Origin of the sequence: Streptococcus sp. HMSC076C09 (genome assembly GCF_001837905.1) — a bacterium.
GTDB lineage: Bacteria > Bacillota > Bacilli > Lactobacillales > Streptococcaceae > Streptococcus > Streptococcus parasanguinis_I.
On the sequence record NZ_KV834636.1, the window covers coordinates 4,782 to 26,046 of the forward strand.

Sequence of the window (21,265 nt, forward strand, 5' to 3'; positions counted from 1 at the left end):
TTTTGCATATTCATCATAGCAATAACATTCCTTCCAAATTGTGAAATTTACAGTTCATTATACCATTTTTTAGACGCTTGGAAAAGCCTAGGTGAGGGAACTCTGACATCATGCCTGCTGTTTCAGGCAATTTCATGAAGAGAGAAAAGAGTTTTGAAATCTGTGGGCCTCATCTTCCCTTAAAAGCCAGAATGTTCTTTCAAATACTCCTCTTCTTCCTTGGTCGAAGGCCGTCCTAAGATGGCATTCCGATGTGGATAACGCCCAAATTGTTGAAGAATGTCCATGTGCATCTTCTCATACTTCAAACGCTTTTCTAAGCCCGGTTGATCAAATAGGCGCAGAGCTTCTTCATGAATGGTTAAAGATTCCGAATGCATAAAGGGCATGTAGAAAAAGCCTCTTTGTACAACTGGTAATTCTTGAGCTTGTGTTAGGCCTTCTTGGGCCAAGACCAAGGCCAGGGAATCTGTCGCAAAAGCTTGGGCAGTCCCTCGAAAAATATTGCGAGGAATTTGGTCCAAGAGCAAAATCTCTGCTAAACGCCCTTCTGCCGTAGCCCGCCAGTGAAACAATTCCCCACGACTGGCCTTCCAATAAAGTTCCTCAAAGCGCTCCCGCATTTCTTGATCCAGTGCTTCTGATTTTTTGAACCAATCCTCTGGCTTCAACTCTTCGAACCAGAACCTTATCACTTCCTTCATTGCTTAACCTGCCATAATTTTTTCTTTTGTTTTTTCATCCAATGCATCATTCATCCGGCCGTACTTATATCCAGCCAAATCCAAGGCTACATAGGTAAATCCGATTTTTTTCATGTAGTCATTGATCTTGTCATGCAGTTGGATGGCTTTAAGCAGATGGTCTTCTTCCACTTCGATGCGCGCCAAGTCTCCATGCACACGCACACGGACTTGCTCAAAGCCAAGTCCTACAAGGAACTCTTCCCCTTCAAAAACCCGTTGTACATTTTCTGAAGTGATTTTCACTCCGTATGGGAAGCGTGAGGCAACGCTACAAGATGGCACCTTATTCCAATTGGAGACCCCTCTTTCCTTGGCCAATTGACGAATTTCTGTCTTATAGAGGCCGGCTTCTTGCAAGACACTGCGGACACCCGCTTCGTCCCGAGCCTTGATACCAGGGCGAAAATCGTCGATATCATCCATAATATTGCCGTCTACCAATTGCTTAAAGCCCAGTTCTGTAACTGAATCCTTAATAGTTTGGTACATCAATTGTTTGGTGTAATACCAAATATTGGGCGTATTGGCAGCAATCCGTGGATCACTCAATTCTCTCATTTCCAGTCCAAGCACAGGTGCTCCTAGCTGATCGGCCAAGTCGAGCGCTAGATCGAATTCTTCATTTGAAAACATCTCAGAGTTCACGACGGCCGCAATAACATTGTCAGGTCCCAAGGTATCCAAGGCCACCTTCAAGAGATAAGAGCTGTCAATCCCACCTGAATAGGTAACGGCTACTTTTCCGATTTCCCGCAAAATATCTTGTAATTTTTCTTCTTTTTCTTTTCTGATTTGTGCTTCTGTTGCCATGTTAGAATGTTTCCCTTCCAATAAATTCTTCAATTCGTTCGATGTCCAAAATAACGATCTTTTGCTGTCGAATGTCTAAAACTCCCTCCCGCTTTAATTCGTTCAGTATGCGGTTGACACTGTTTCGGGTTGAGATCCCACAAAAACCAGCAATATCTTCATTGGTAATATTAAAATCAATCAAGATACCATCGTCCTGCTCTACCCCAAACAAACTGCACAGCTTTTGTAGGTGAAAACAAACTGCGCCTTTTTTCCCATTCATCATCATGTACTGCTGGGATTCCATACTCTCAGACAGTTTATTGCGATAATAATCCCGTACGTAATCTTGCAGTTCCTTTTTCTCTTTGACAAAGGTCCAGAACTTGACCCGAGGAATCCGGTAAAAACTAGCCTCAGCTGTCTCGACGCGCACGTTAAAAGGCGAGTCCGTATAATTGGATACCTCATCCCGTAACAAGGATACAATATCGGTCGCTTTTAAATAGGAAAAGTTAAATTCTCGACCATCACGCATGATGACACTGGTCTTGACAACCCCTTCTTTTAAAATATAGATATAGTCCTCTTTAATCCCGCGATAAGAGAGGTAGCTGTGGTATTTTTTCTTGATAATGGGCGTTCGCCTCTCTTCCAAGAATTTCACTAAAAATGCTGAATCCACGCGCGTTTTTCCTCCTGTTTTGGCTCTTCATAGAAGTCACACTAATGATACACCTGTTCAAAACGAACGACGTTAACATTTGTTGACATCAATTGGTGCACACCTCTTTTTAAAAAGAATTATACTATAAGTATCAGTATTAATAAAGGAGATCGCAAATAATGGTAGAAATTAAATTACCGTACGACAAAAAATCGATTGTTGCAAAGATTCCAGATGAAAACTTTGCAGGATTGTTAGAGTCTAAGGCGGAAAACTTCCATAACCCACTGTCTGAAGAAGAAACTGTTGAACGTTCAATGGACAACCCTATCGGCAGCCCTACTTTGGAAGAACTTGCTAAAGGCAAAAAAGACATCGTGTTGATCAGTTCTGACCACACTCGTCCCGTTCCTTCTCACATCATCACTCCAATCATTTTGCGTCGTATTCGCTCAGTTAACCCTGATGCACGCGTGCGTATCTTGGTTGCTACTGGTTTCCACCGTCCTTCAACTCGTGAAGAATTGATCAATAAATACGGCCAAGAAATCGTTGACAATGAAGAAATCGTTATGCACATTTCAACAAACGACGATGACATGGTGAAAATCGGTCAACTTCCTTCAGGTGGTGATTGTATCATCAATAAGATCGCTGCTGAAGCTGACTTGTTGATAGCAGAAGGATTCATCGAATCTCACTTCTTTGCTGGTTTCTCAGGTGGACGTAAATCAGTCCTTCCAGGTATCGCATCATACAAAACTATCATGGCGAACCACTCAGGTGACTTCATCAATTCTGATAAGGCACGTACTGGTAACCTTGACCACAACCCAATCCACGAAGATATGCTTTACGCTGCTCGTACTGCAAACTTGGCCTTCATCGTCAACGTTGTATTGGACGGCGAAAAACACATCATCGGATCTTTCGCTGGGGACATGGTTGAAGCCCACAAAGTTGGTTGTGACTTCGTTGCAGACTTGGCACGTGTGTCTAAGATCGAAAGCGACATCACAATTTCAACAAACGGTGGTTTCCCACTTGACCAAAACATCTACCAAGCTGTTAAAGGGATGACTGCAGCCGAAGCTTCTAACAAAGAAGGCGGAACAATCATCATGGTAGCTGGATGTGCAGACGGTCACGGTGGAGAAGGTTTCTATCGCAACCTTGCTGACGTAGAAGATCCAAAAGAATTCTTGGAACAAGCCATCAATACACCTCGTTTAGAGACTGTCCCAGACCAATGGACTTCTCAAATCTTGGCACGTATTTTGGTACACCACCATGTTATCTTTGTATCTGACCTTGTAGATCCTGAATTGATCAAAGGTATGCATATGGAACTTGCAACTTCATTTGACGAAGCGCTTGAAAAAGCCTTTGCTCGTGAAGGAAAAGATGCTAAAGTAACTGTTATCCGCGACGGACTTTCTGTCGTTGTTGAATAGAATCAAACATGGATTTTCAACCCAATCTAGAACAAACACTCCGTTCTTTGCAAGCGGGCCATCTCTCCGTTGAGGATGCGCTGGAGCAAATCAACGGGGTTAAAGAGCTAGGGTATGCAGCAATTGATACTGACCGGCAACGTCGCAACGGCTTCCCTGAAGTCGTATACGGCGAAGGAAAGACAGTTGAGCAAATTGAAGGAATCCTGCAATTTCTTTCACAGAAAGAATTGCCGATCCTCACAACAAGAGTCTCTCTCCAAAAGGGAGAGGCTCTTTCTCAGCGCTTTCCGACTGGCCACTATTATCCGGAAGCCCGCTGCTTCGTTCTCAACTCTAAAAAGGAAGAAGCCGATCCTGAACACTACATTGCGGTCGTCACAGCAGGGACAAGTGATGTTCCTGTTGCAGAAGAAGCTGCAGTCACTGCAGAAACCTTTGGCCATTCGGTTCGCCGAATCTATGATGTGGGAGTCGCCGGCATCCATCGCCTCTTCAATCGCTTAGAAGAGATCCAAAAAGCCAGTGTGATCATCGTGATTGCCGGTATGGAAGGAGCTCTTGTTAGTGTTGTAGGAGGTCTTGTGGATGTTCCCGTTATTGCCGTTCCGACCAGCATTGGATACGGAAGCAACCTTCAAGGGCTAACAACCTTGATGAGTATGTTGACCTCTTGCGCTTCTGGCGTAACGGTCGTCAACATTGATAACGGATTTGGTGCAGCTTATTCAGCATGTATGATCAATCGACTCAACCACAATCGAAAGGAAAACTGATGACCAGTCTATTTTTAGAACCTTTTTCTGGAATAAGTGGCGATATGCTCAATGGTCTTCTTGTGGACCTTGGGGCAGATGTCGAGCTTCTTCACACAGAACTCGAGAAACTGGGAGTGGATGGTTTCCACCTCCACGTTCATCGCGTCGCAAAGAGCGCAATTTGGGGAACTGATTTTGATGTTCACCTTCACCACGGGGAGAAAGATACGGGGATTGAAGGTGATTTTGATCACGATCATGAACATCATCACGATCATGAACACCATCACGATCACGAACATCATCACGATCATGAACATCATCATCACCATTCCCACGCGGATGCTCGCAGTTATGCGGATATCCACGATCTGATTGCCGCTTCACAGTTGAGTCCTTTTGTGAAAGAAAAGAGTCTTGAAGTCTTTCTTGATATCGCAAAGGCCGAAGCAGCTGTGCATAACATGCCTGTCGAACAGATTCATTTCCATGAAATTGGTGCAATTGACTCCATCGTCGATATCGTTAGCTTTTTCATCCTAGTGGAATCGCTCGGTATCGATACAGTTTACTCTACTCCTCTCACTGAGGGAAGTGGGACTATTTCAGTTGCCCATGGAGAAATGCCTGTTCCGGTTCCCGCTGTGATGCAGTTGAGAAAAGGAACGACTATTCCGATTACTCAAGACTTCACAGTTAAAACGGAGTTGATTACTCCGACAGGGTTAGCCCTCCTTAAAGCATTGTCACCAATCTTTGAACCAATCCCCTCTCACCTTTCCATCGAAAGTGTGGGCTATGGATTTGGTAAAAGAGAGACTGGAAAATTCAATGCTTTACGCGGTTCGCTATTGAAAGAAGACACCTCTCACAGCACCACTGTTGTTCATCGCACGGAAGATCAAATTATTGAGATCACCACTACGATCGATGATCAAACACCAGAGCAACTCGGTTATATTATCCACCGTTTCCTGGACGCTGGAGCTTTAGATGTCTACTATCGTAGCGTCGTTATGAAAAAGAATCGCCCTGGCTTTGAATTGATTCTCTTGATTCAAGGAAGTCAGTTGGAAGATTTTTCAGCCCTCTTGTTCAAAGAAACCAGTACCATTGGTTTTCGATACCAACAAGTCGACCGAAAGGTCATGCAACGTCGATTTGAACAAATCGATACGGAATTTGGACCCGTTACGGTAAAAATTAACCAGTACGGATCTACCACTAAAAAAACACTTGAATACGAAGACTGTCAGCGTATTGCTACGGAGATGCAGTTGCCGATTCAAGAAGTTTATCACCAATTACAAAAATACATTTATTAATTTAGGAGACATTAATTAACATGACACATCAATTACTTGCAGAAGTTATGAGTACAGCTTTGATGATTATCTTCGGGGTTGGCGTACACTGTGACGACGTTTTGAAGAAAACAAAATATGCTGGAACTGGACACTTATTTGCGATTACTACATGGGCATTCGGTATCACTGTCTGCTTGTTTGTCTTTGGCGGCGTTTCAATGAACCCTGCAATGGCTTTGCTTAAAGTCCTTCTTGGTAAATTGACAATCGCTCAATTCTTCCCAATTGCAATCGCTGAAATGATCGGTGCCTTCCTTGGAGCTTTGATTGCTTACTTTATGTATGCTGACCACTTCAAGATTTCTGAAGGTCAAATTGATGGTGTTGCTATCCGTAACATCTTCTCTACAAACCCTAACTGCCGTAACCTTCCACGTAACTACTTCGTCGAAGCGTTCGCAACATTTATCTTCTTGACATCTATCATGGCTGCTGAACATGCCAACGAAGCAATGCTTCCATTCACTGTTGGTTTGATCGTTTGGGCTATCGGTATGGGTCTTGGTGGTACTACAGGTTTCGCGATGAACCAAGCGCGTGACCTTGGACCTCGTTTCGCTTACCAAATCTTGCCAATCAAAGATAAAGTAAACAACGACTGGCAATATGGTCTTCTTGTACCAGGTACTGCTCCATTTGTTGGTGCTGTCCTTGCCTTCTTCTTCATCCGTTACTTCCTTGGAATCATGTAATGAGTTGATCAAAGAATCATTCAAAAGCAAGCATCGAAAGGTGCTTGTTTTTTGATTCCTTCATTTCCGAAGCCGTCCATAAAATGATATAATGGACAAAGCAAATCATGAAAAAACAAGAGAAGGAAGAACGACATGACTCATTTTCACACCATTGTCATTGGTGGTGGCCCAGCAGGTATGATGGCTACTATTGCTAGCGCCTCTTATGGCCAACCTACGCTACTGATCGAAAAAAATAAAAGGCTCGGTAAGAAACTTGCTGGTACCGGAGGAGGTCGCTGTAACGTCACGAATAACGGGACCTTAGACGATTTGATGGCCGGTATCCCTGGAAATGGCCGTTTCCTTTACAGTGTGTTTTCCCAATTTGATAATCATGATATCATCCAATTTTTTACCGATAATGGCGTCAAACTGAAGGTCGAAGATCATGGTCGGGTCTTTCCTGTTAGTGATCAATCCCGCACCATTATTCAAGCCTTAGAAAATAAGATCCTTGAGCTAGGTGCTAGCATGGCCACCAACTGCGAAGTGGTCTCCGTCACCAAGCCAGAAGACGTCTTCATCGTCAAATCATCTGAAAACACTTGGACAGCTGATAAGCTGATCGTTACGACTGGAGGAAAATCTTACCCTTCTACCGGCTCTACTGGCTACGGACACGAAATTGCCCGCCACTTCAAACATAGCATTACAGATCTAGAAGCGGCAGAAAGCCCTCTTTTGACAGATTTTCCACACAAGGCCCTCCAAGGGATCTCTCTGACAGATGTGACCCTCAGCTACGGCAAACACATCATCACACACGACCTTCTCTTTACCCATTTTGGACTTTCTGGCCCTGCAGCCCTTCGGATGTCCAGCTTTGTTAAAGGCGGGGAAATCTTATCTCTGGACCTCCTTCCGATCACTTCTTCCCAAGAGTTAAAAGACTTTCTAGAAGAGCATCGAGAAAAGGCCATTAAAAATAGCCTCAAAGCCCTACTTCCTGAACGGTTAGCTGATTTCTTGGCGCAAGGATTCCCTGAAAAAGCCAAGCAACTCACTCCTCCTCAGACAGAAGAGCTCATTCAAAAGATCAAAGAGTTGCCTATCCCCGTCACCGGGAAGATGTCTCTAGCCAAGTCCTTTGTGACCAAGGGCGGTGTCAGCCTCAAAGAAATCAATCCGAAAACCCTAGAAAGTAAGCTCGTCCCTGGACTCCACTTTGCAGGAGAAGTCCTCGATATCAATGCCCATACAGGCGGTTTTAATATTACATCCGCCCTCTGCACCGGTTGGGTAGCAGGGAGCCCTCATTACTAAAAAAACGAACTCGATTTTCCATCGAGTTCGTCTTTTTATTGTTCTTTGGTTAATGAAAAACGAAAATCATTGTATTTGGTGTAGTCAAATTCTGTATTGACAGGCGCTGTGAAAACAATCGGGGTATAATGGCCTTCTTCTAAGACAAAACCTGGCTCCAGTCGGAAGTTGGCTACACCTAGCCCTGTGATCCCAGGAAGCAAGGCATCAGCTCCATCCAATCCTTCTGACTCCCAATAGTAGATATTGCCTGTTGCTTGGACTGCTCTTGCAGTATAGGTAGCTGTCCGAGTTGGTTCGCTATCATTTTTGAAGCTAACCACTGTTGTCACATTTCCATTGGCATCCACTGTCATTTTAATCGCATCCGCTTGTGGACTAGATCCTACCCAAGTTCCCACCAATTCTGCAGGGACAGTAGCTTGCGTCGTAGTAGACGCATTCTCGGTCTTACCAGAGTCTTTTGAAGCTGTCGCGCTACTGGCTTGAGTCGAAGAGCTAGCTGTATCGTTTGCCTGAGAGGAAGATGCCGCACTCTTTTTGCTATTACTTTTGGCTTTTTTCTCTACCTTACTGGTAGATGCTTTTTCGGATGAGGAAGCTGTTTTTTTATCCTTAGCACCACAACCACCGAGAGCTAGACCAAGTGAAGCAGCCACCAGAACAGCGGCACTCCAACGGAAGATTGATTTTTTCATACGATCACCTCTTTATCTTTCTGACTCCCATTATACTCCAATTGTTACAAAAATCAAGTTTTTTTGTAACAATTGTAATTTTTTTGTAACATATTTTTCCATTTAAAACACCAATCGCAATAGGGCGATCAAGACAATTCCAAACAAAACGGTTCCCATAAGGTTTTTGTAACGAAAGGCGACAAAGAAGCTAGGAATGGTCACCATGAGGTCCAACCAGTGAAACTGCGGGAGGCTTCCAATTTTCCCCTCTACTAAGCTTGATAAAACCAAGGCAAAGATAATGGAAATGGGCAGGTATTTGAGAAAGCGGGTCACAGGAGCCGGCAGTCCCTTGTATTTGACTAAGAGGAAGGGCAAGATCCGAGGAGTCCAGGTAACGAGGGCTGAGGCCAGAATGGCCATGAAGATATAATTATTCACGCGCATCACAGACCACCCCCACAAAACAGCCGATCAAGGTCGCAGCTAGCACAGCTAGCGGTTGCGAAACAAAAAAGAGTAAGAGAAAGAAACTCACTGCTACTGCTAACAGCACCATGAGCATAGTCTTGGTCTTTTCTGTCAGTTGCATTCCTTGAAACTGGGCTGCAAAAATCCCAATAAACATAGCCACCAAAGCAAAATCAAGCCCAAAAGCCTTTGGATCAGGTAGGAGAGATCCTAGAGCTGTTCCGATAACCGTCGCACCGATCCAGGCCGCATAGCCTACTAGATTGTTCCCATGCATCCAAGGGACTGTAATGGTATCCGTCTTTAACTTCTCGCTCAAGTAGACCCCATAACTCTCATCGGTCAGGAGGCTTCCAATCCCGATGGTATGAGCGAGACTAGCATCCTTAAAGTCAGATGACGTATGCAGACTCATCAACATATTACGGAGATTGATCAAACACACCGTCAAGGCCATATTCAAGATCGAAGAATGGGCCGCAATCAGAGAGATCATCGCAAACTGGGCTGCCCCAGCATAGACCAAGATACTCATCAAGGCCATCTCCAAAGGAGAAAGATAGGGAGACGCCACCACACCACAAGCCAGGCCAATACTGATATAGCCCAAAGCCGTCGGTAGCGCGTCCCTCACCCCCTGCCAAAAATCTTTTTCCACTCTCTCACTCCTTTCTAAATCATTGACCTCTATTATAACACAAGAAAAAAGGTTGAAAAAGGACCAATGAGAGACTCAAACCATTTCTACTGCCCTTATATTTTAAAATCTTAATTAGCCTTCCAATTGTAAACTATAGATAAAATCGTAAGTGTTACAAAAACGATCATATAAATGATGTAGAGAACGAGAAAGAGAAGAGCTAACTTTTTATACAGTTTATCTTTATTACAAAAACGTTCAACATAAGATTCTTCTGGATTTTGAGGATTATACCAGACGGTCATGGTAGATCCTTTAGGAAAGGCTTCTTCTAAAACGTTTGTATAGGAGACCATTGAGTTTCTAGAAATCACTAAATTTTCACTTAAAAGATCCGGTGTATCAGCTACCGCCTTCCGACTCATCCAAGGGGCCGATTTCACCACGGTCCAACGATATTCCAGTTGTCTCTTATATGCTATTCTATCAACAATATATTCGACAATTGGTGGAATTACCTGTTTTGCATACGCATAGCCAATAACAATACCTTCGACCCGCTCTGTTGATAGATTTTTCCTTCTTGCAAAACGCTTAGAAATGCAGAAGTAGATGAAAAAAGCAGTTAGGAAAAAGATAGACGCGCCCCCTATTACAAAAAGAAGTATAATATATACTGGCATTTTTCTACCTACTTAGTTACTTTTAAATCCGACATTTCTAATGACATCTTTTCTTCTTGTGTCATGCTCTCGACAATTTGTTTTTGCTCACTGGATATTGGCAAGGTCAAAATCGTGGCAGATTGATCAGGCAATGCTCCACTGTCACTAATTTTATAGCCAATCCGTTGATTCTGATAAATCAATTGCCCATCATATTTCCAACTCAATGAAAATTCAAAATCCTTATCAATTTGAAACCCAGCTTTGTTAATCAATAGAAAAACAGCATATTCTTGTTGATTTGATGAGAAAGTTGCGCCAGTATAGTTAATCGATAGGCTTCCTTGATTTCCAAGTTCTGGATGTTCCTTAACCAACTTCTTACCCAGTTCGATCAAATCAGATGTTTTTCCTTCATACTGAGGGGGCACTAAAAATTGCAAATCCGCTTCATGTTTAATAGACGAAGACTCTTTTGAGGTCTGTTCCGTTTTGCTCGGCAAAGAATCTTTTGATTCCTGTCGAGACTGGGCGCATGCTGTTAATAATAGAAGCGCCACTAACAAAACAATTGTTTTTTTTCAGCATTTCTACTCCTTTTTTTGTCCATTCAATTTGAATTACTTTTTTCAACGACAATCTCTTCTACACTATCAAACCGTAAATTCCCTGTTTTAGCTCCTAAAAGAACTGGGACTTTACCAAATTCAAAGGTCAATAGAAAAGCCGTAAGAATACCGCCTATCACCAAAAAGATCCCTTCTGTTCCATTATTGATGAATAAATACATGGCTAAACAGGCCAGTAAGACAAGATTCAATAGATGGGCATCAAAAATGTGCTTTCTTTCTGGTATCGGCTTGAAAGTCACCCTGTATCTCTTAGTCGCTGTAGGAAATAGAGTCTTAACCTTTTTACGAGCCTTTTCTAGAGAAAATCGAAAGAGCGCAAATGATATAAGCATGGCAACCATGAATAAGACTATCTTTAGAAAAATTTGCTGACTAATAGCATACTCACCGAATAGCTTTTTGAAGAGACTATAAACCACTCCCACAAATGGCTGAACTAGAATAGCTGCTGTTCCCCCATTTAATTTATTGATGGGTGTGCCTGGAATTTCAACTTTTTTATCTACTTCCATCATCTCAACAGTAATAGTTTCCGTTGGCAACCCCCAATAATAGAGCTTAGGCTTCATTGTACTAGCATCTAACAGGAATTTTTTGCCATTGTACTCTACCAGTTGGTGACAGAAAATACTTGTTTCTTTATATTCTAACATCCTATTTACTTCCTACATGCTTTCAACATAGCATCCTAGACGGTACTAACCTGATCAAATCCAGCTTTCTTCTCCCAATCCTCCAGATAAGGCTTTACTCACTCAATTCACCACCTTTTCCATTGTAGTATTGTTTAAACTCATCATAAGAACGAATTTCATGTTCTTGACCATCTATTGAGTACCGAGCTTCAATTTTTACACCAGGTAAAGTGTCCTGTCCTTTAGGTGCAAACCAATGAAGAAGAGTATCAAACCATTCCTTACTACTTAATAACTGTAATCTAGGTTCAATCCAGTACTTACCACTCAACATTTTCTCTTTGAATTCCGGATAAATTACAAATAAATTGATATCTGTCTTTACATTCTTAGCCTGTTTCTGAAATTTAAATCCTGCCTGAAGATCAAAACCGGTATTCTTATCGATTAATTCCATTAAATTTGTATAGTCTATAATTTTTTCCTTAACTGCACTGCCCTCTGGGACGGCATACTTGCTGTAGTATTTCTGTTCATCTAACTTGTAATAAATATTTTTCCCATTTCCAATGCTACGTTCCATTGCACTACGAGAATCAAAATAGATTAGATCTACAACACTTACTCCACTATTAACATTTATTTGATAATCATAAATAAAGGCTTTTGGTGCTGTCTTACGAATCTCATCTAAAGCATTTACGGTTGTTTCTTTAAAATGATTGTCAATCTCGTAATATCGGAATCCGACATACTCCCATTTATTCTGTCATCGGTTTTTACATAGTCAAAACCAACCAGATACTTCCCATCAACCAAGGTCAGATCCTTACTCAAAACAAATTGATTTTTCTCACCAAATAATTGAACATTCTTGAGATTCCCTTCATGAATGACTTTTGTTGAGCTAGGTCTCTTTTCGATAGGATTTTTCTTAGTCTCTGAAGGTTTAAAATAGAATACTAAACCGACTACAATAATTGCTAGACAAACCAGTTTCAAACTTAAAAATTTTTTCAATACATCCACCTACTTTTTCAAAGGCCTCATGCCCATCAGAGATTTCCTTAATTACCATTTTCCACTTCTTGAGATATGATCTCTATCATATCAGGCCATTTAGATAATTGGTAATCAAATTTAAACATAAAAATCACTGAAAAACTAATGAGCAAAAAGAGTGCTGCAATGGTTTCATTTCCGATAACAAACAAAAGAATAGCGGCTACAGTTAGGAACCTAAAAAGATTGACAAGAAATGTAAAGTACACCTTCCGTCTCTTTAATGCCTTGATGAACTTCTTGCACTGATCCTCATCCAACTTAGATGTCTGTAATTTCAGGCTTGCATGGTAATATCGAATAATCCACGCAGCTAAGAAGTAGGAGATAACACCTAAAATTGGAATCGTTCCAAGTCGTACCAACTGATTGTCAAATATTCCATACTCCGCTAATCCATCCGAAATTTTGTTGATAATAAATAATGTAATAGGGAGCAGTACATAAGACCAGTAGTTAGGAGAAGATGTCTCTTCTAGTATGACTTTTCCCTCCAAATCAAAATGGTAATTCTTGTTCTCCCATATCCCTAAATTAATCATTGTTTGCATAACAACCTCTTTTTCACTCTCCTTGTATGTTTTCTATTTTATTGTAGAATTGTTTAAACTCATCATAGGAATGAATCTCATGTTCTTGGCCATCTATAGAATATTCTGCTGGTATTGTAACATTTTTAAATAAATTCGTTTTTGGATTCACTAAAAGTTGAAGTATAGGAATGTTCGTGTCCACACTAGGTCTATCTGCCAAAATCCCTATCATAGAATGACTTTCGGAAAATAAATCTTTAGTATTTGGGTATTTATCAAAAATTGTAGCATCGGATTCAGGAAAATTTTTGGTTTTATCTAATGAGATTCTACGATCAGCCATTGTTAGCTGCTCATGAATAGGTAAAAATGAAATATAGTTGGTTGAATCATTCACAACTTCTTTTTCCGTTGTATCACCTTGATCAATTACCTTTCCTGATTGTAAATCAATAGATTTAATAATGTCCTTCTTATAATGATCCTTAGGACTTTTTAAGTATATATCCAACAATTCTTTGCCATTACTAATATAGATAACATTGTCAATTCTATCTGGTACATATGATTTGTTGTATTCACGAGTCATTTTAAAAAGATCATAATCCTTAGGAGTTAATTTCTTATTTTTTATATTGTATATAGTAATACCCCAATACTCTTTCCCATCCGGAATATTATGTTTCATATCATTAATATCCTTTAGTTTGTGGTATTCTTTAACAATTTTTGTTTTCCCGACAATTGGATAAGATCGTAACACATCCCCATTATTCTTTGTCATATAATAATCGAGTTTATTTGAATAATCCCATTTTGTAACGATAACCTTCCCATTTTCAATAAAATCATAATCGACAATTTTTTCTTTCAAATCAATAAACGTATATGGTTTTATATAAATAGCGATATAAGTCCTATAAGACAAAATCAATAAAAAGCCAACACCAATCATTACAAAGATTAGTTTTTTGACTCTATTCGGTACCTTTACCATTTTCTCGCTCCCTTCCCTCACCATTCTTTTATTCCTTCTATCATACCGAATTTTCTTTCGACTCGCAAATCCGCTACTAGTTGGTGAGATCCCAGCAAAAAAGCCATTGGAATCGCACATCCAATTGGCTCCTTTTTCTTATTCAATTCCTTCAAAGGCGAGACTTGGTTTGGCATTAAGATCCCAGCCTGCGAAGTTTTCTTTGTTCCACTCACTGACACTGGCATAGGCGATCATCCCTGCATTATCCCCGCAGAGGCGCAGAGGCGGAATGATGACCTTGACATCTGTGATGTCAGAAGCCAGGCGTTCACGGAGACCTTGGTTGGCTGCGACCCCACCAGCGACGACTAGGGTTTTGACCGGATATTTTTCCAAGGCCTTCTTGGTCTTGGCCATGAGAATGTCTAATACGGCTGCCTGAAAACTTGCAGACAAGTCTGCATTGGAGAGACTTTCTCCTTTTTGCTCGGCATTATGGTGCAGATTGATAAAGGCAGATTTGAGTCCTGAAAAGGAGAATTCCAGATTGTCTTCCTTGATCATGGCCCGAGGGAAATCATAGATATCAGCCCCTTGGTGGGCCAGCTGATCAATCTCACGTCCTGCTGGATAGGTCAAGCCCATCACGCGCCCAACCTTGTCATAAGCCTCTCCGACAGCATCATCACGGGTCTCTCCGACGATCTTATAATCACCCGCTTCACTGACGTAGACTAGTTCTGTATGTCCTCCACTCACCAGCAAGGCCAAAAGCGGAAACTCTAAGGGCTCGACGCTTTGAGCGGCCATCAAATGCCCTGCCATATGATTGACAGGAATCAAAGGAAGTCCATGCGCCCAGGCAAAGGCCTTGGCTGCAGCTAGGCCGACTAAAAGAGCTCCAACTAGGCCTGGACCGTAGGTGACAGCCACAGCTGTGACATCTGCTTCTGTGATACCGGCTTCTTCCAGGGCTTCTTCAATACAAGCGGTGATGACTTCCACATGGTGACGAGAGGCTACCTCAGGCACCACCCCACCAAAACGCTTGTGACTTTCGATTTGACTGGCAATGACATTGGACAAGAGTTGGTCGTCATTTTTCAAGACAGCCACACTGGTCTCATCACAAGATGTCTCAAAAGCCAAAATATATCTATCTTTCATTTGGGTTCCTCTTCATGATCACAGCATCCTCTATGGGATCGTGATAGTAGTTTTTCCTCCGTGCAATTTCTTCAAAATGCATTTTTTTGTATAGGCCTTGGGCCGGTTGATTGGACACGCGCACTTCTAAGAAAATCTCTTTTTGGTCCGGCAACTGCGCGAGTAACTGCTGAGCTAGGCCTTGGCCTTGAAAGACGCGCTTGACCGCAATCTGTAAGACCTCTGCTTCATAGAGAGTCTCTTGAATGGCGACAAATCCAAGGACTTGCCCCTCATCCACAGCTAGGAAATAGGAGGTCGATTCCTGCTCTAAATCAGCTTCAATCTGCTCCAACTTCCAGGGACTTGCTTCATAGACATCTTCCAGCACAGCGAGAATGGAGGCCGCATCTTGGCTACTCCCTTTCCTGATTGTTCCTTTCATCATAGGCGCTTGATGTAAGAGGTCGTTGTTTCCGTGTGGTCTTTGAGCCAATTTTCCTCTGCTTCGACCCGTTTGAGATAATGAGGGACAAAATCATGGAGGCTAGCAGGCGCTTGTTTGAGACCGAGACGTCCGATTTTCACTGCATCTGGCAAGGTTTCATAGTAAGTAGCCCTTGGCAGGCTAGAGGCGATCTGCTCCTTAAAGGCCGTGACTTCTCCGACAAAGGTGACCTGCTCACTCGTCGCTGCATGCTCTAGGACTTCCTCAAATGGAAAATACCCTTCTGGTGCGACCAGCTGATCATCTTGGTAAAAACCTGCATAAACGTTGTTCCGACGGGCATCCATGACAGGCACTACCAAACCTTCTAGATCATCTGGCACTAGGGCTAAGAGGCTCGAAACCCCGACCAATTCAATTCCTAAGGTATGAGCCAAGGTCTTTGCGGTTGCGACCGCAATGCGCAGTCCAGTGTAACTCCCAGGACCTTCTGCCACCACGATCCGGTCCAAGTCCTTGGGTGTCAAGTCGATTTGTTGCATCAAAAAATCGATGACCGGCATCAAGGTGATACTATGATTTTTTTTAATAGTTAATGTTGTTTCTGCAAGTAGAGCCTCATCTTCTAAAATCGCTACAGAAAGAGCCTTACTCGAGGTATCAAATGCTAATAATTTCATTTCCTACTCCTCTTGAACTGGATTATATTATACTACAAATTCCCTTCAAATCCCAGCGAAACTCTCCTCTAGAACGCAGGATTTTCCTATCCAAAACTGCTCAAAAGCTTCTCTATTATAGGTCTTTGCCCCTCTGACTTTTCCAGTCTATCTTTTACTTACAGGCGAATTTATGATATAATGATAATTAATTGTATCGAATCAGGTCCACTAGTTGCGAGTAGAAAACTCTAGTGATTACACTCCTTCGCAGCTAACAAATGGACCGAAATAATGAAAGGAAAATTACTTCATGATTTACAAAGTTTTTTATCAGAAAACAAAAGAACGGAACCCTCGTCGTGAAACGACGCATGCACTTTATCTCGATATTGATGCACCAAATGAACGCGAAGGACGCATCCAAGCTCGTCAATTGGTTGAAGCAAACACAGATTTCAACATTGAATTTATCACACCACTTTCTGAGCAACACCTTGCTTACGAGAAAGAGTCAGGTGCCTTTGAACTAACGGAGTACTAATCCATGGCCTATACCTTAAAACCTGAAGAAGTTGGTGTATTTGCCATTGGTGGACTTGGAGAAATCGGGAAAAATACCTACGGGATCGAGTACCAAGATGAAATCATCATTGTCGATGCCGGGATCAAATTTCCAGAAGACGACCTCCTTGGGATCGACTATGTGATCCCTGATTACTCTTATATCGTTGACAATATTGATCGTGTCAAAGCGGTCCTCATTACCCACGGACACGAAGACCACATCGGTGGGATTCCTTTCCTTTTGAAGCAAGCCAATGTCCCTATCTATGCTGGACCTTTAGCGCTTGCCTTGATCCGTGGAAAATTAGAAGAGCACGGCCTTCTTCGCGATGCCAAACTCTACGAAATCAACCAAAACACTGAGCTTCAATTTAAAAATCTTAAAGCAACCTTCTTCCGTACCACTCACTCGATTCCAGAACCTTTAGGGATTGTGATTCACACCCCTCAAGGAAAGATTGTCTGTACCGGAGACTTCAAATTTGACTTCACGCCCGTTGGGGAACCGGCTGACCTCCATCGTATGGCAGCTCTTGGAGAAGAAGGCGTTCTCTGTCTGCTCTCAGACTCAACCAACGCGGAAATTCCAACCTTTACCAACTCTGAAAAAGTGGTTGGCCAATCAATCATGAAGATCATCGAAGGCATCCATGGGCGCATTATCTTTGCTTCCTTTGCCTCGAATATCTTCCGTCTCCAACAGGCCGCTGAGGCCGCTGTCAAGACAGGTCGCAAGATCGTCGTCTTTGGACGCTCCATGGAAAAAGCCATCGTCAATGGAATCGAGCTTGGCTACATCAAGGTCCCTGCTGGAACCATTATCGAGCCAAATGAGATCAAAGACTATGCGGCTAATGAAATCCTGATCATGTGTACAGGAAGCCAAGGAGAGCCGATGGCAGCCCTCTCTCGGATCGCCAACGGAACGCACCGCCAAGTGCAACTCCAACCAGGAGATACCGTTATCTTCTCATCTAGTCCGATTCCTGGGAATACAACCAGTGTGAACAAATTGATCAATACGATTTCTGAAGCGGGTGTCGATGTCATTCACGGGAAGATCAACAACATCCATACATCTGGACACGGGGGGCAACAAGAACAAAAACTCATGCTCCGCTTGATCAAACCAAAATACTTCATGCCTGTCCATGGTGAATACCGGATGCAGAAGATCCACGCAGGACTTGCGCGTGATTGCGGAGTAGAAAAAGACAATATCTTCATCATGAGTAACGGTGATGTTCTCGCCCTTACAGCCAACTCTGCTCGTATTGCAGGAAGCTTTAATGCCCAAGACATCTATGTCGATGGAAATCGCATCGGCGAAATCGGAGCTGCTGTTCTTCGTGACCGGAGAGACCTTTCCGAAGACGGTGTCGTGCTTGCTGTTGCGACTGTTGACTTCAAATCGAAGATGATTCTGGCAGGACCAGATATCTTGAGCCGTGGTTTCATCTACATGCGTGAATCAGGAGACCTGATCCGTGAAAGCCAACGCATTCTCTTCAATGCTATTCGTATCGCCTTGAAGAACAAAGATGCCAATATCCAAACCGTCAATGGTGCGATTGTCAATGCCCTTCGCCCATTCTTATACGAGAGCACGGAACGTGAACCTATCATTATCCCAATGATTCTCACACCAGATGACGAAAATTAAAAAACAACCAGTTGAAACCACTGTTTCAACTGGTTTTATGATGACTTTTTGAGGATCAAAAAGAGAGTGGGACAGAAATCGGTAATTCGTTAGAATTCGATTTCGTCGTCCCACCTCCGCACAGTTGAGTAGGGCTGTAAAAGCTGATGAAATCAGCGTAGTAGAGCCCACTCAACCACTGCGTCTTGCTCGACAATCCAAAGAAAATTGAGAGGCTAGGATTTTTGTCCTAGCCTCTTTACTCTTGTTTCTTAATAAAGATCTAAATAGTTGTCTACTTCCCATTGGGATACGAAGGTCGCATAGCTTGCCCATTCGATTCGTTTGGCTTCGAGGAAGCTGGTGTAGATGTGTTCACCCAAGGCAGCTTTCACCACTTCGTCTTCTGTCAAGGCTTTCAAGGCATTGTGAAGAGTAGAAGGGAGATCTGTGATTCCAGCTGCTCTACGTTCTTCCGGTGTCATCACATAGATATTTTCTTCGATCGGAGCAGGTGCTTCGATTTTATTTTCAATACCGTGAAGGCCGACTTCAAGCAAGACTGCCAAAGCTACATAAGGATTGGCCATTGGGTCTACGGAACGTAATTCTAAACGAGTTCCCATACCACGTGATGCTGGCACACGTACCAATGGAGAACGGTTGCGACCTGCCCAAGCGATATAAACAGGTGCTTCATATCCAGGAACCAAACGTTTATAAGAGTTGACGGTTGGATTGGTCACAGCTGTAAAATTGTAGGCATGCTTGATCAAACCACCCAAGAAGTGATAAGCAGTTTCTGACAATTGCATTCCACGTGGATCTTCTGGATCAAAGAAGGCATTGTTGCCATCCTGGTCAAAGAGAGACATATTACAGTGCATACCTGATCCGGCAATTCCAAATTTTGGTTTGGCCATAAAGGTTGCATACAAACCGTGTTTACGGGCAATGGTTTTCACGACAAGCTTGAAGATTTGAATCTTATCACAAGCGCGGAGAACTTCGTCATACTTAAAGTCAATTTCATGCTGACCAACGGCTACTTCGTGGTGGCTAGCTTCTACTTCAAAACCCATCTTGGTCAAGACATTTACGATTTCACGACGAGTGTTATCTGCGAGGTCTGTTGGAGCCAAGTCAAAATAGCCACCTTTGTCATTTACTTCAAGAGTTGGATCTCCATTTTCGTCCAACTTAAAGAGGAAGAATTCTGGTTCTGGTCCAAGGTTAAAGGATTTGAATCCAAGTTTTTCCATATGACGAAGGGCACGTTTCAAGTTGCCACGTGGGTCTCCTGCAAATGGTTCCCCTTCTGTCGTATAGACATCACAGATCAAGCCAGCTACGCTACCATTTTCATCTCCCCAAGGGAAAACTGTCCATGTATCTAAATCTGGGTAAAGATACATGTCTGACTCGTTGATACGGACAAATCCTTCGATAGAAGAACCATCAAACATGGCTTTGTTTGAAAGAACCTTGTCCAGTTGCTCATCGGTAGCTGGAATTTCGACGTTCTTCATGGTTCCCAAAATATCAGAGAACATCAAGCGAATAAAAGTAACATTTTTTTCTTTTACTTCACGGCGAATATCTGCAGCAGTAATTGACATTTTTGTCTCCTTAAAATAGATTACAAGCTTATGAAATGATCAACGAAATTGACCATATGGCGATGGGGAAGATGTGAAGCGACTTTGCTGAAGAATGTCACGATGAAGAGCCTTACGGATCTCTTCTTGACTGACAACCTTGGTTTGCTCTTGCTCTTTTTCCGCATATTTCTTCTTAATATCCGCAATATTGAAGCCATCTGAGATATAATCTTTGATCTCAAGCAGGCGGTCCATATCGTCCAACGAATACATGCGGCGATTGCCTTCTGTCCGATCAGGAGAAATCAATCCCTGATCTTCATAATAACGAATCTGGCGAGCTGTCAAGTCAGTCAGCTTCATAACACTTCCAATCGGAAAGACTGCCAGCGAGCGTCGTAATTCCTTTTCCTTCATACCATTCCTCTTTCTATTCTATTATATCGAAAAAAAATCTATGTCAAGATTAAATGTTATATAATCTTACATAGGTTTTTTGTGTTTCTTGAGAAAATCGCGAATGCGATCCACATCCGAATTGACCAAAATCGCAACGAAAACGCCAATAAAGGTCTCAAATATTCGGGCAAAAACATACAAGAAGGTTTCTCCGTTAGGAATCGAAAGGGTAATGATCAGCATTGCCGAAACTCCTCCGATAATTCCTGCTTTATTATTCATAGCGACATTTGTCATAATGGTTAACATGGTCGCAATAGGTACAAAAATCAGAGTCACCCAATACGCCCCATGAAAGAGCGTTTTTAAAAGGAAGAACAATACGGCATAAAAACCTCCGATACTGTTGCCCATGACACGCGAAGCCCCGAAGTGGACACTCTTATCAAAGTCTTCCCTCAAACTAAAAACAGCTGTCAACGTCCCGATCTGAAGGCCTCGCCAGCCAAATATTCCAAAAATAAGTAGTACAATAAAAACGGCAATCCCTGTTTTAAAGGTTCTCATCCCCAAACGGAATTTGGACCAATCAAATTTGTGTCGTTTAAAGTAATCCATGGTCACCTATCTTTCTATTTCTATTATTCTACCATATTTTCAGAAAGGAGAGAACAGATATCAATAGAAAGAAAAAAAGAGAGTGGGACAGAAATCGGTAATTC

Annotated in this window: 26 protein-coding genes; 7 read left to right on the plus strand and 19 right to left on the minus strand. The window is 42.4% G+C overall.

The window, feature by feature from the left end; genetic code table 11:
* Positions 1 to 179: 179 nt before the first annotated feature.
* The 3 genes from HMPREF2704_RS03535 to HMPREF2704_RS03545 are packed head-to-tail and all read right to left on the minus strand — an operon-like array spanning position 180 to position 2,223.
* Complete coding sequence (locus HMPREF2704_RS03535; RefSeq protein ID WP_049471959.1) at positions 180 to 704, minus strand: DUF924 family protein; 525 nt, start codon at positions 702 to 704, stop codon at positions 180 to 182.
* Between the two features lie 3 nt (positions 705 to 707).
* Positions 708 to 1,556, minus strand: coding sequence for an ATP-dependent sacrificial sulfur transferase LarE (larE, locus tag HMPREF2704_RS03540; protein WP_070665645.1), 849 nt, complete (start codon positions 1,554 to 1,556; stop codon positions 708 to 710).
* Position 1,557: 1 nt separating this feature from the next.
* Positions 1,558 to 2,223, minus strand: a complete 666-nt coding sequence (locus tag HMPREF2704_RS03545; RefSeq protein ID WP_070594487.1) for a Crp/Fnr family transcriptional regulator — start codon at positions 2,221 to 2,223, stop codon at positions 1,558 to 1,560.
* A 161-nt stretch (positions 2,224 to 2,384) separates the two neighbouring features.
* Between HMPREF2704_RS03545 and larA the strand changes: the two genes are divergently transcribed.
* The 5 genes from larA to HMPREF2704_RS03570 all read left to right on the plus strand — a co-directional run bounded on the left by larA (position 2,385) and on the right by HMPREF2704_RS03570 (position 7,784).
* The gene (larA, locus tag HMPREF2704_RS03550; protein ID WP_049489292.1) at positions 2,385 to 3,659 is read left to right on the plus strand and encodes a nickel-dependent lactate racemase; all 1,275 of its coding nucleotides are present in this window, start codon (positions 2,385 to 2,387) and stop codon (positions 3,657 to 3,659) included.
* Between the two features lie 8 nt (positions 3,660 to 3,667).
* Positions 3,668 to 4,435: a nickel pincer cofactor biosynthesis protein LarB gene (gene larB / locus HMPREF2704_RS03555; RefSeq protein ID WP_023919185.1), complete on the plus strand. Its 768-nt coding sequence runs from the start codon at positions 3,668 to 3,670 to the stop codon at positions 4,433 to 4,435.
* Positions 4,435 to 5,742, plus strand: a complete 1,308-nt coding sequence (larC, locus tag HMPREF2704_RS03560; protein ID WP_049503893.1) for a nickel pincer cofactor biosynthesis protein LarC — start codon at positions 4,435 to 4,437, stop codon at positions 5,740 to 5,742. Before larB ends, larC begins: the two co-directional genes overlap by 1 nt.
* A 20-nt stretch (positions 5,743 to 5,762) precedes the next feature.
* On the plus strand, positions 5,763 to 6,476 hold the full coding sequence (gene larD / locus HMPREF2704_RS03565) for a D/L-lactic acid transporter LarD (RefSeq protein WP_024056458.1): 714 nt from the start codon (positions 5,763 to 5,765) through the stop codon (positions 6,474 to 6,476).
* Between the two features lie 135 nt (positions 6,477 to 6,611).
* Positions 6,612 to 7,784, plus strand: coding sequence for an aminoacetone oxidase (locus HMPREF2704_RS03570; RefSeq protein ID WP_049523411.1), 1,173 nt, complete (start codon positions 6,612 to 6,614; stop codon positions 7,782 to 7,784).
* A 35-nt stretch (positions 7,785 to 7,819) separates the two neighbouring features.
* Here HMPREF2704_RS03570 and HMPREF2704_RS03575 read toward each other — a convergent pair whose 3' ends face one another.
* The 13 genes from HMPREF2704_RS03575 to tsaB all read right to left on the minus strand — a co-directional run bounded on the left by HMPREF2704_RS03575 (position 7,820) and on the right by tsaB (position 16,355).
* Positions 7,820 to 8,482 carry a hypothetical protein gene (locus HMPREF2704_RS03575; protein ID WP_070845709.1) on the minus strand — a complete coding sequence of 221 codons (663 nt, stop codon included), beginning with the start codon at positions 8,480 to 8,482 and terminating at the stop codon, positions 7,820 to 7,822.
* 102 nt (positions 8,483 to 8,584) lie between these two features.
* On the minus strand, positions 8,585 to 8,911 hold the full coding sequence (locus tag HMPREF2704_RS03580) for an AzlD domain-containing protein (protein ID WP_176745630.1): 327 nt from the start codon (positions 8,909 to 8,911) through the stop codon (positions 8,585 to 8,587).
* On the minus strand, positions 8,898 to 9,593 hold the full coding sequence (locus HMPREF2704_RS03585; protein WP_070845711.1) for an AzlC family ABC transporter permease: 696 nt from the start codon (positions 9,591 to 9,593) through the stop codon (positions 8,898 to 8,900). The genes HMPREF2704_RS03580 and HMPREF2704_RS03585 overlap by 14 nt, the downstream gene beginning before the upstream one ends.
* Positions 9,594 to 9,703: 110 nt before the next feature.
* Positions 9,704 to 10,258 (minus strand): DUF3592 domain-containing protein, encoded by a 555-nt coding sequence (locus HMPREF2704_RS03590; RefSeq protein WP_070845713.1) that lies wholly within the window; start codon positions 10,256 to 10,258, stop codon positions 9,704 to 9,706.
* Positions 10,259 to 10,266: 8 nt separating this feature from the next.
* Positions 10,267 to 10,800, minus strand: coding sequence for a hypothetical protein (locus HMPREF2704_RS03595; RefSeq protein WP_247926165.1), 534 nt, complete (start codon positions 10,798 to 10,800; stop codon positions 10,267 to 10,269).
* Between the two features lie 50 nt (positions 10,801 to 10,850).
* Positions 10,851 to 11,525, minus strand: coding sequence for a DUF443 domain-containing protein (locus HMPREF2704_RS03600; RefSeq protein WP_070845717.1), 675 nt, complete (start codon positions 11,523 to 11,525; stop codon positions 10,851 to 10,853).
* A 94-nt stretch (positions 11,526 to 11,619) separates the two neighbouring features.
* Positions 11,620 to 12,090 carry a hypothetical protein gene (locus HMPREF2704_RS11490; RefSeq protein WP_247926121.1) on the minus strand — a complete coding sequence of 157 codons (471 nt, stop codon included), beginning with the start codon at positions 12,088 to 12,090 and terminating at the stop codon, positions 11,620 to 11,622.
* Positions 12,091 to 12,206: 116 nt separating this feature from the next.
* Positions 12,207 to 12,527 (minus strand): hypothetical protein, encoded by a 321-nt coding sequence (locus tag HMPREF2704_RS11495; RefSeq protein ID WP_247926120.1) that lies wholly within the window; start codon positions 12,525 to 12,527, stop codon positions 12,207 to 12,209.
* 47 nt (positions 12,528 to 12,574) lie between these two features.
* Positions 12,575 to 13,120, minus strand: a complete 546-nt coding sequence (locus HMPREF2704_RS03610) for a hypothetical protein (protein WP_070845720.1) — start codon at positions 13,118 to 13,120, stop codon at positions 12,575 to 12,577.
* 13 nt (positions 13,121 to 13,133) lie between these two features.
* Positions 13,134 to 14,219, minus strand: coding sequence for a hypothetical protein (locus HMPREF2704_RS03615; protein ID WP_176745631.1), 1,086 nt, complete (start codon positions 14,217 to 14,219; stop codon positions 13,134 to 13,136).
* 18 nt (positions 14,220 to 14,237) lie between these two features.
* A complete protein-coding gene (gene tsaD / locus HMPREF2704_RS03620; RefSeq protein ID WP_070507032.1) occupies positions 14,238 to 15,248 on the minus strand; it encodes a tRNA (adenosine(37)-N6)-threonylcarbamoyltransferase complex transferase subunit TsaD in 1,011 nt (336 codons plus the stop codon).
* Positions 15,238 to 15,675 carry a ribosomal protein S18-alanine N-acetyltransferase gene (gene rimI / locus HMPREF2704_RS03625; RefSeq protein WP_070845722.1) on the minus strand — a complete coding sequence of 146 codons (438 nt, stop codon included), beginning with the start codon at positions 15,673 to 15,675 and terminating at the stop codon, positions 15,238 to 15,240. Before rimI ends, tsaD begins: the two co-directional genes overlap by 11 nt.
* On the minus strand, positions 15,672 to 16,355 hold the full coding sequence (tsaB, locus tag HMPREF2704_RS03630; protein ID WP_070845724.1) for a tRNA (adenosine(37)-N6)-threonylcarbamoyltransferase complex dimerization subunit type 1 TsaB: 684 nt from the start codon (positions 16,353 to 16,355) through the stop codon (positions 15,672 to 15,674). Before tsaB ends, rimI begins: the two co-directional genes overlap by 4 nt.
* A 292-nt stretch (positions 16,356 to 16,647) precedes the next feature.
* Between tsaB and HMPREF2704_RS03635 the strand changes: the two genes are divergently transcribed.
* The gene (locus HMPREF2704_RS03635; RefSeq protein WP_031576344.1) at positions 16,648 to 16,878 is read left to right on the plus strand and encodes a DNA-directed RNA polymerase subunit epsilon; all 231 of its coding nucleotides are present in this window, start codon (positions 16,648 to 16,650) and stop codon (positions 16,876 to 16,878) included.
* Positions 16,879 to 16,881: 3 nt separating this feature from the next.
* Entirely contained in the window at positions 16,882 to 18,564 is a 1,683-nt protein-coding gene (rnjA, locus tag HMPREF2704_RS03640; protein ID WP_003015245.1) for a ribonuclease J1, read from the plus strand.
* A 251-nt stretch (positions 18,565 to 18,815) separates the two neighbouring features.
* Here the strand turns inward: rnjA and glnA are convergent, their stop codons facing one another.
* The 3 genes from glnA to HMPREF2704_RS03655 all read right to left on the minus strand — a co-directional run bounded on the left by glnA (position 18,816) and on the right by HMPREF2704_RS03655 (position 21,161).
* A complete protein-coding gene (gene glnA / locus HMPREF2704_RS03645; protein ID WP_023919214.1) occupies positions 18,816 to 20,162 on the minus strand; it encodes a type I glutamate--ammonia ligase in 1,347 nt (448 codons plus the stop codon).
* Positions 20,163 to 20,201: 39 nt separating this feature from the next.
* The gene (locus HMPREF2704_RS03650) at positions 20,202 to 20,561 is read right to left on the minus strand and encodes a MerR family transcriptional regulator (RefSeq protein WP_003008872.1); all 360 of its coding nucleotides are present in this window, start codon (positions 20,559 to 20,561) and stop codon (positions 20,202 to 20,204) included.
* 66 nt (positions 20,562 to 20,627) lie between these two features.
* Positions 20,628 to 21,161 carry an FUSC family protein gene (locus HMPREF2704_RS03655; protein WP_003008874.1) on the minus strand — a complete coding sequence of 178 codons (534 nt, stop codon included), beginning with the start codon at positions 21,159 to 21,161 and terminating at the stop codon, positions 20,628 to 20,630.
* Positions 21,162 to 21,265 lie beyond the last annotated feature (104 nt).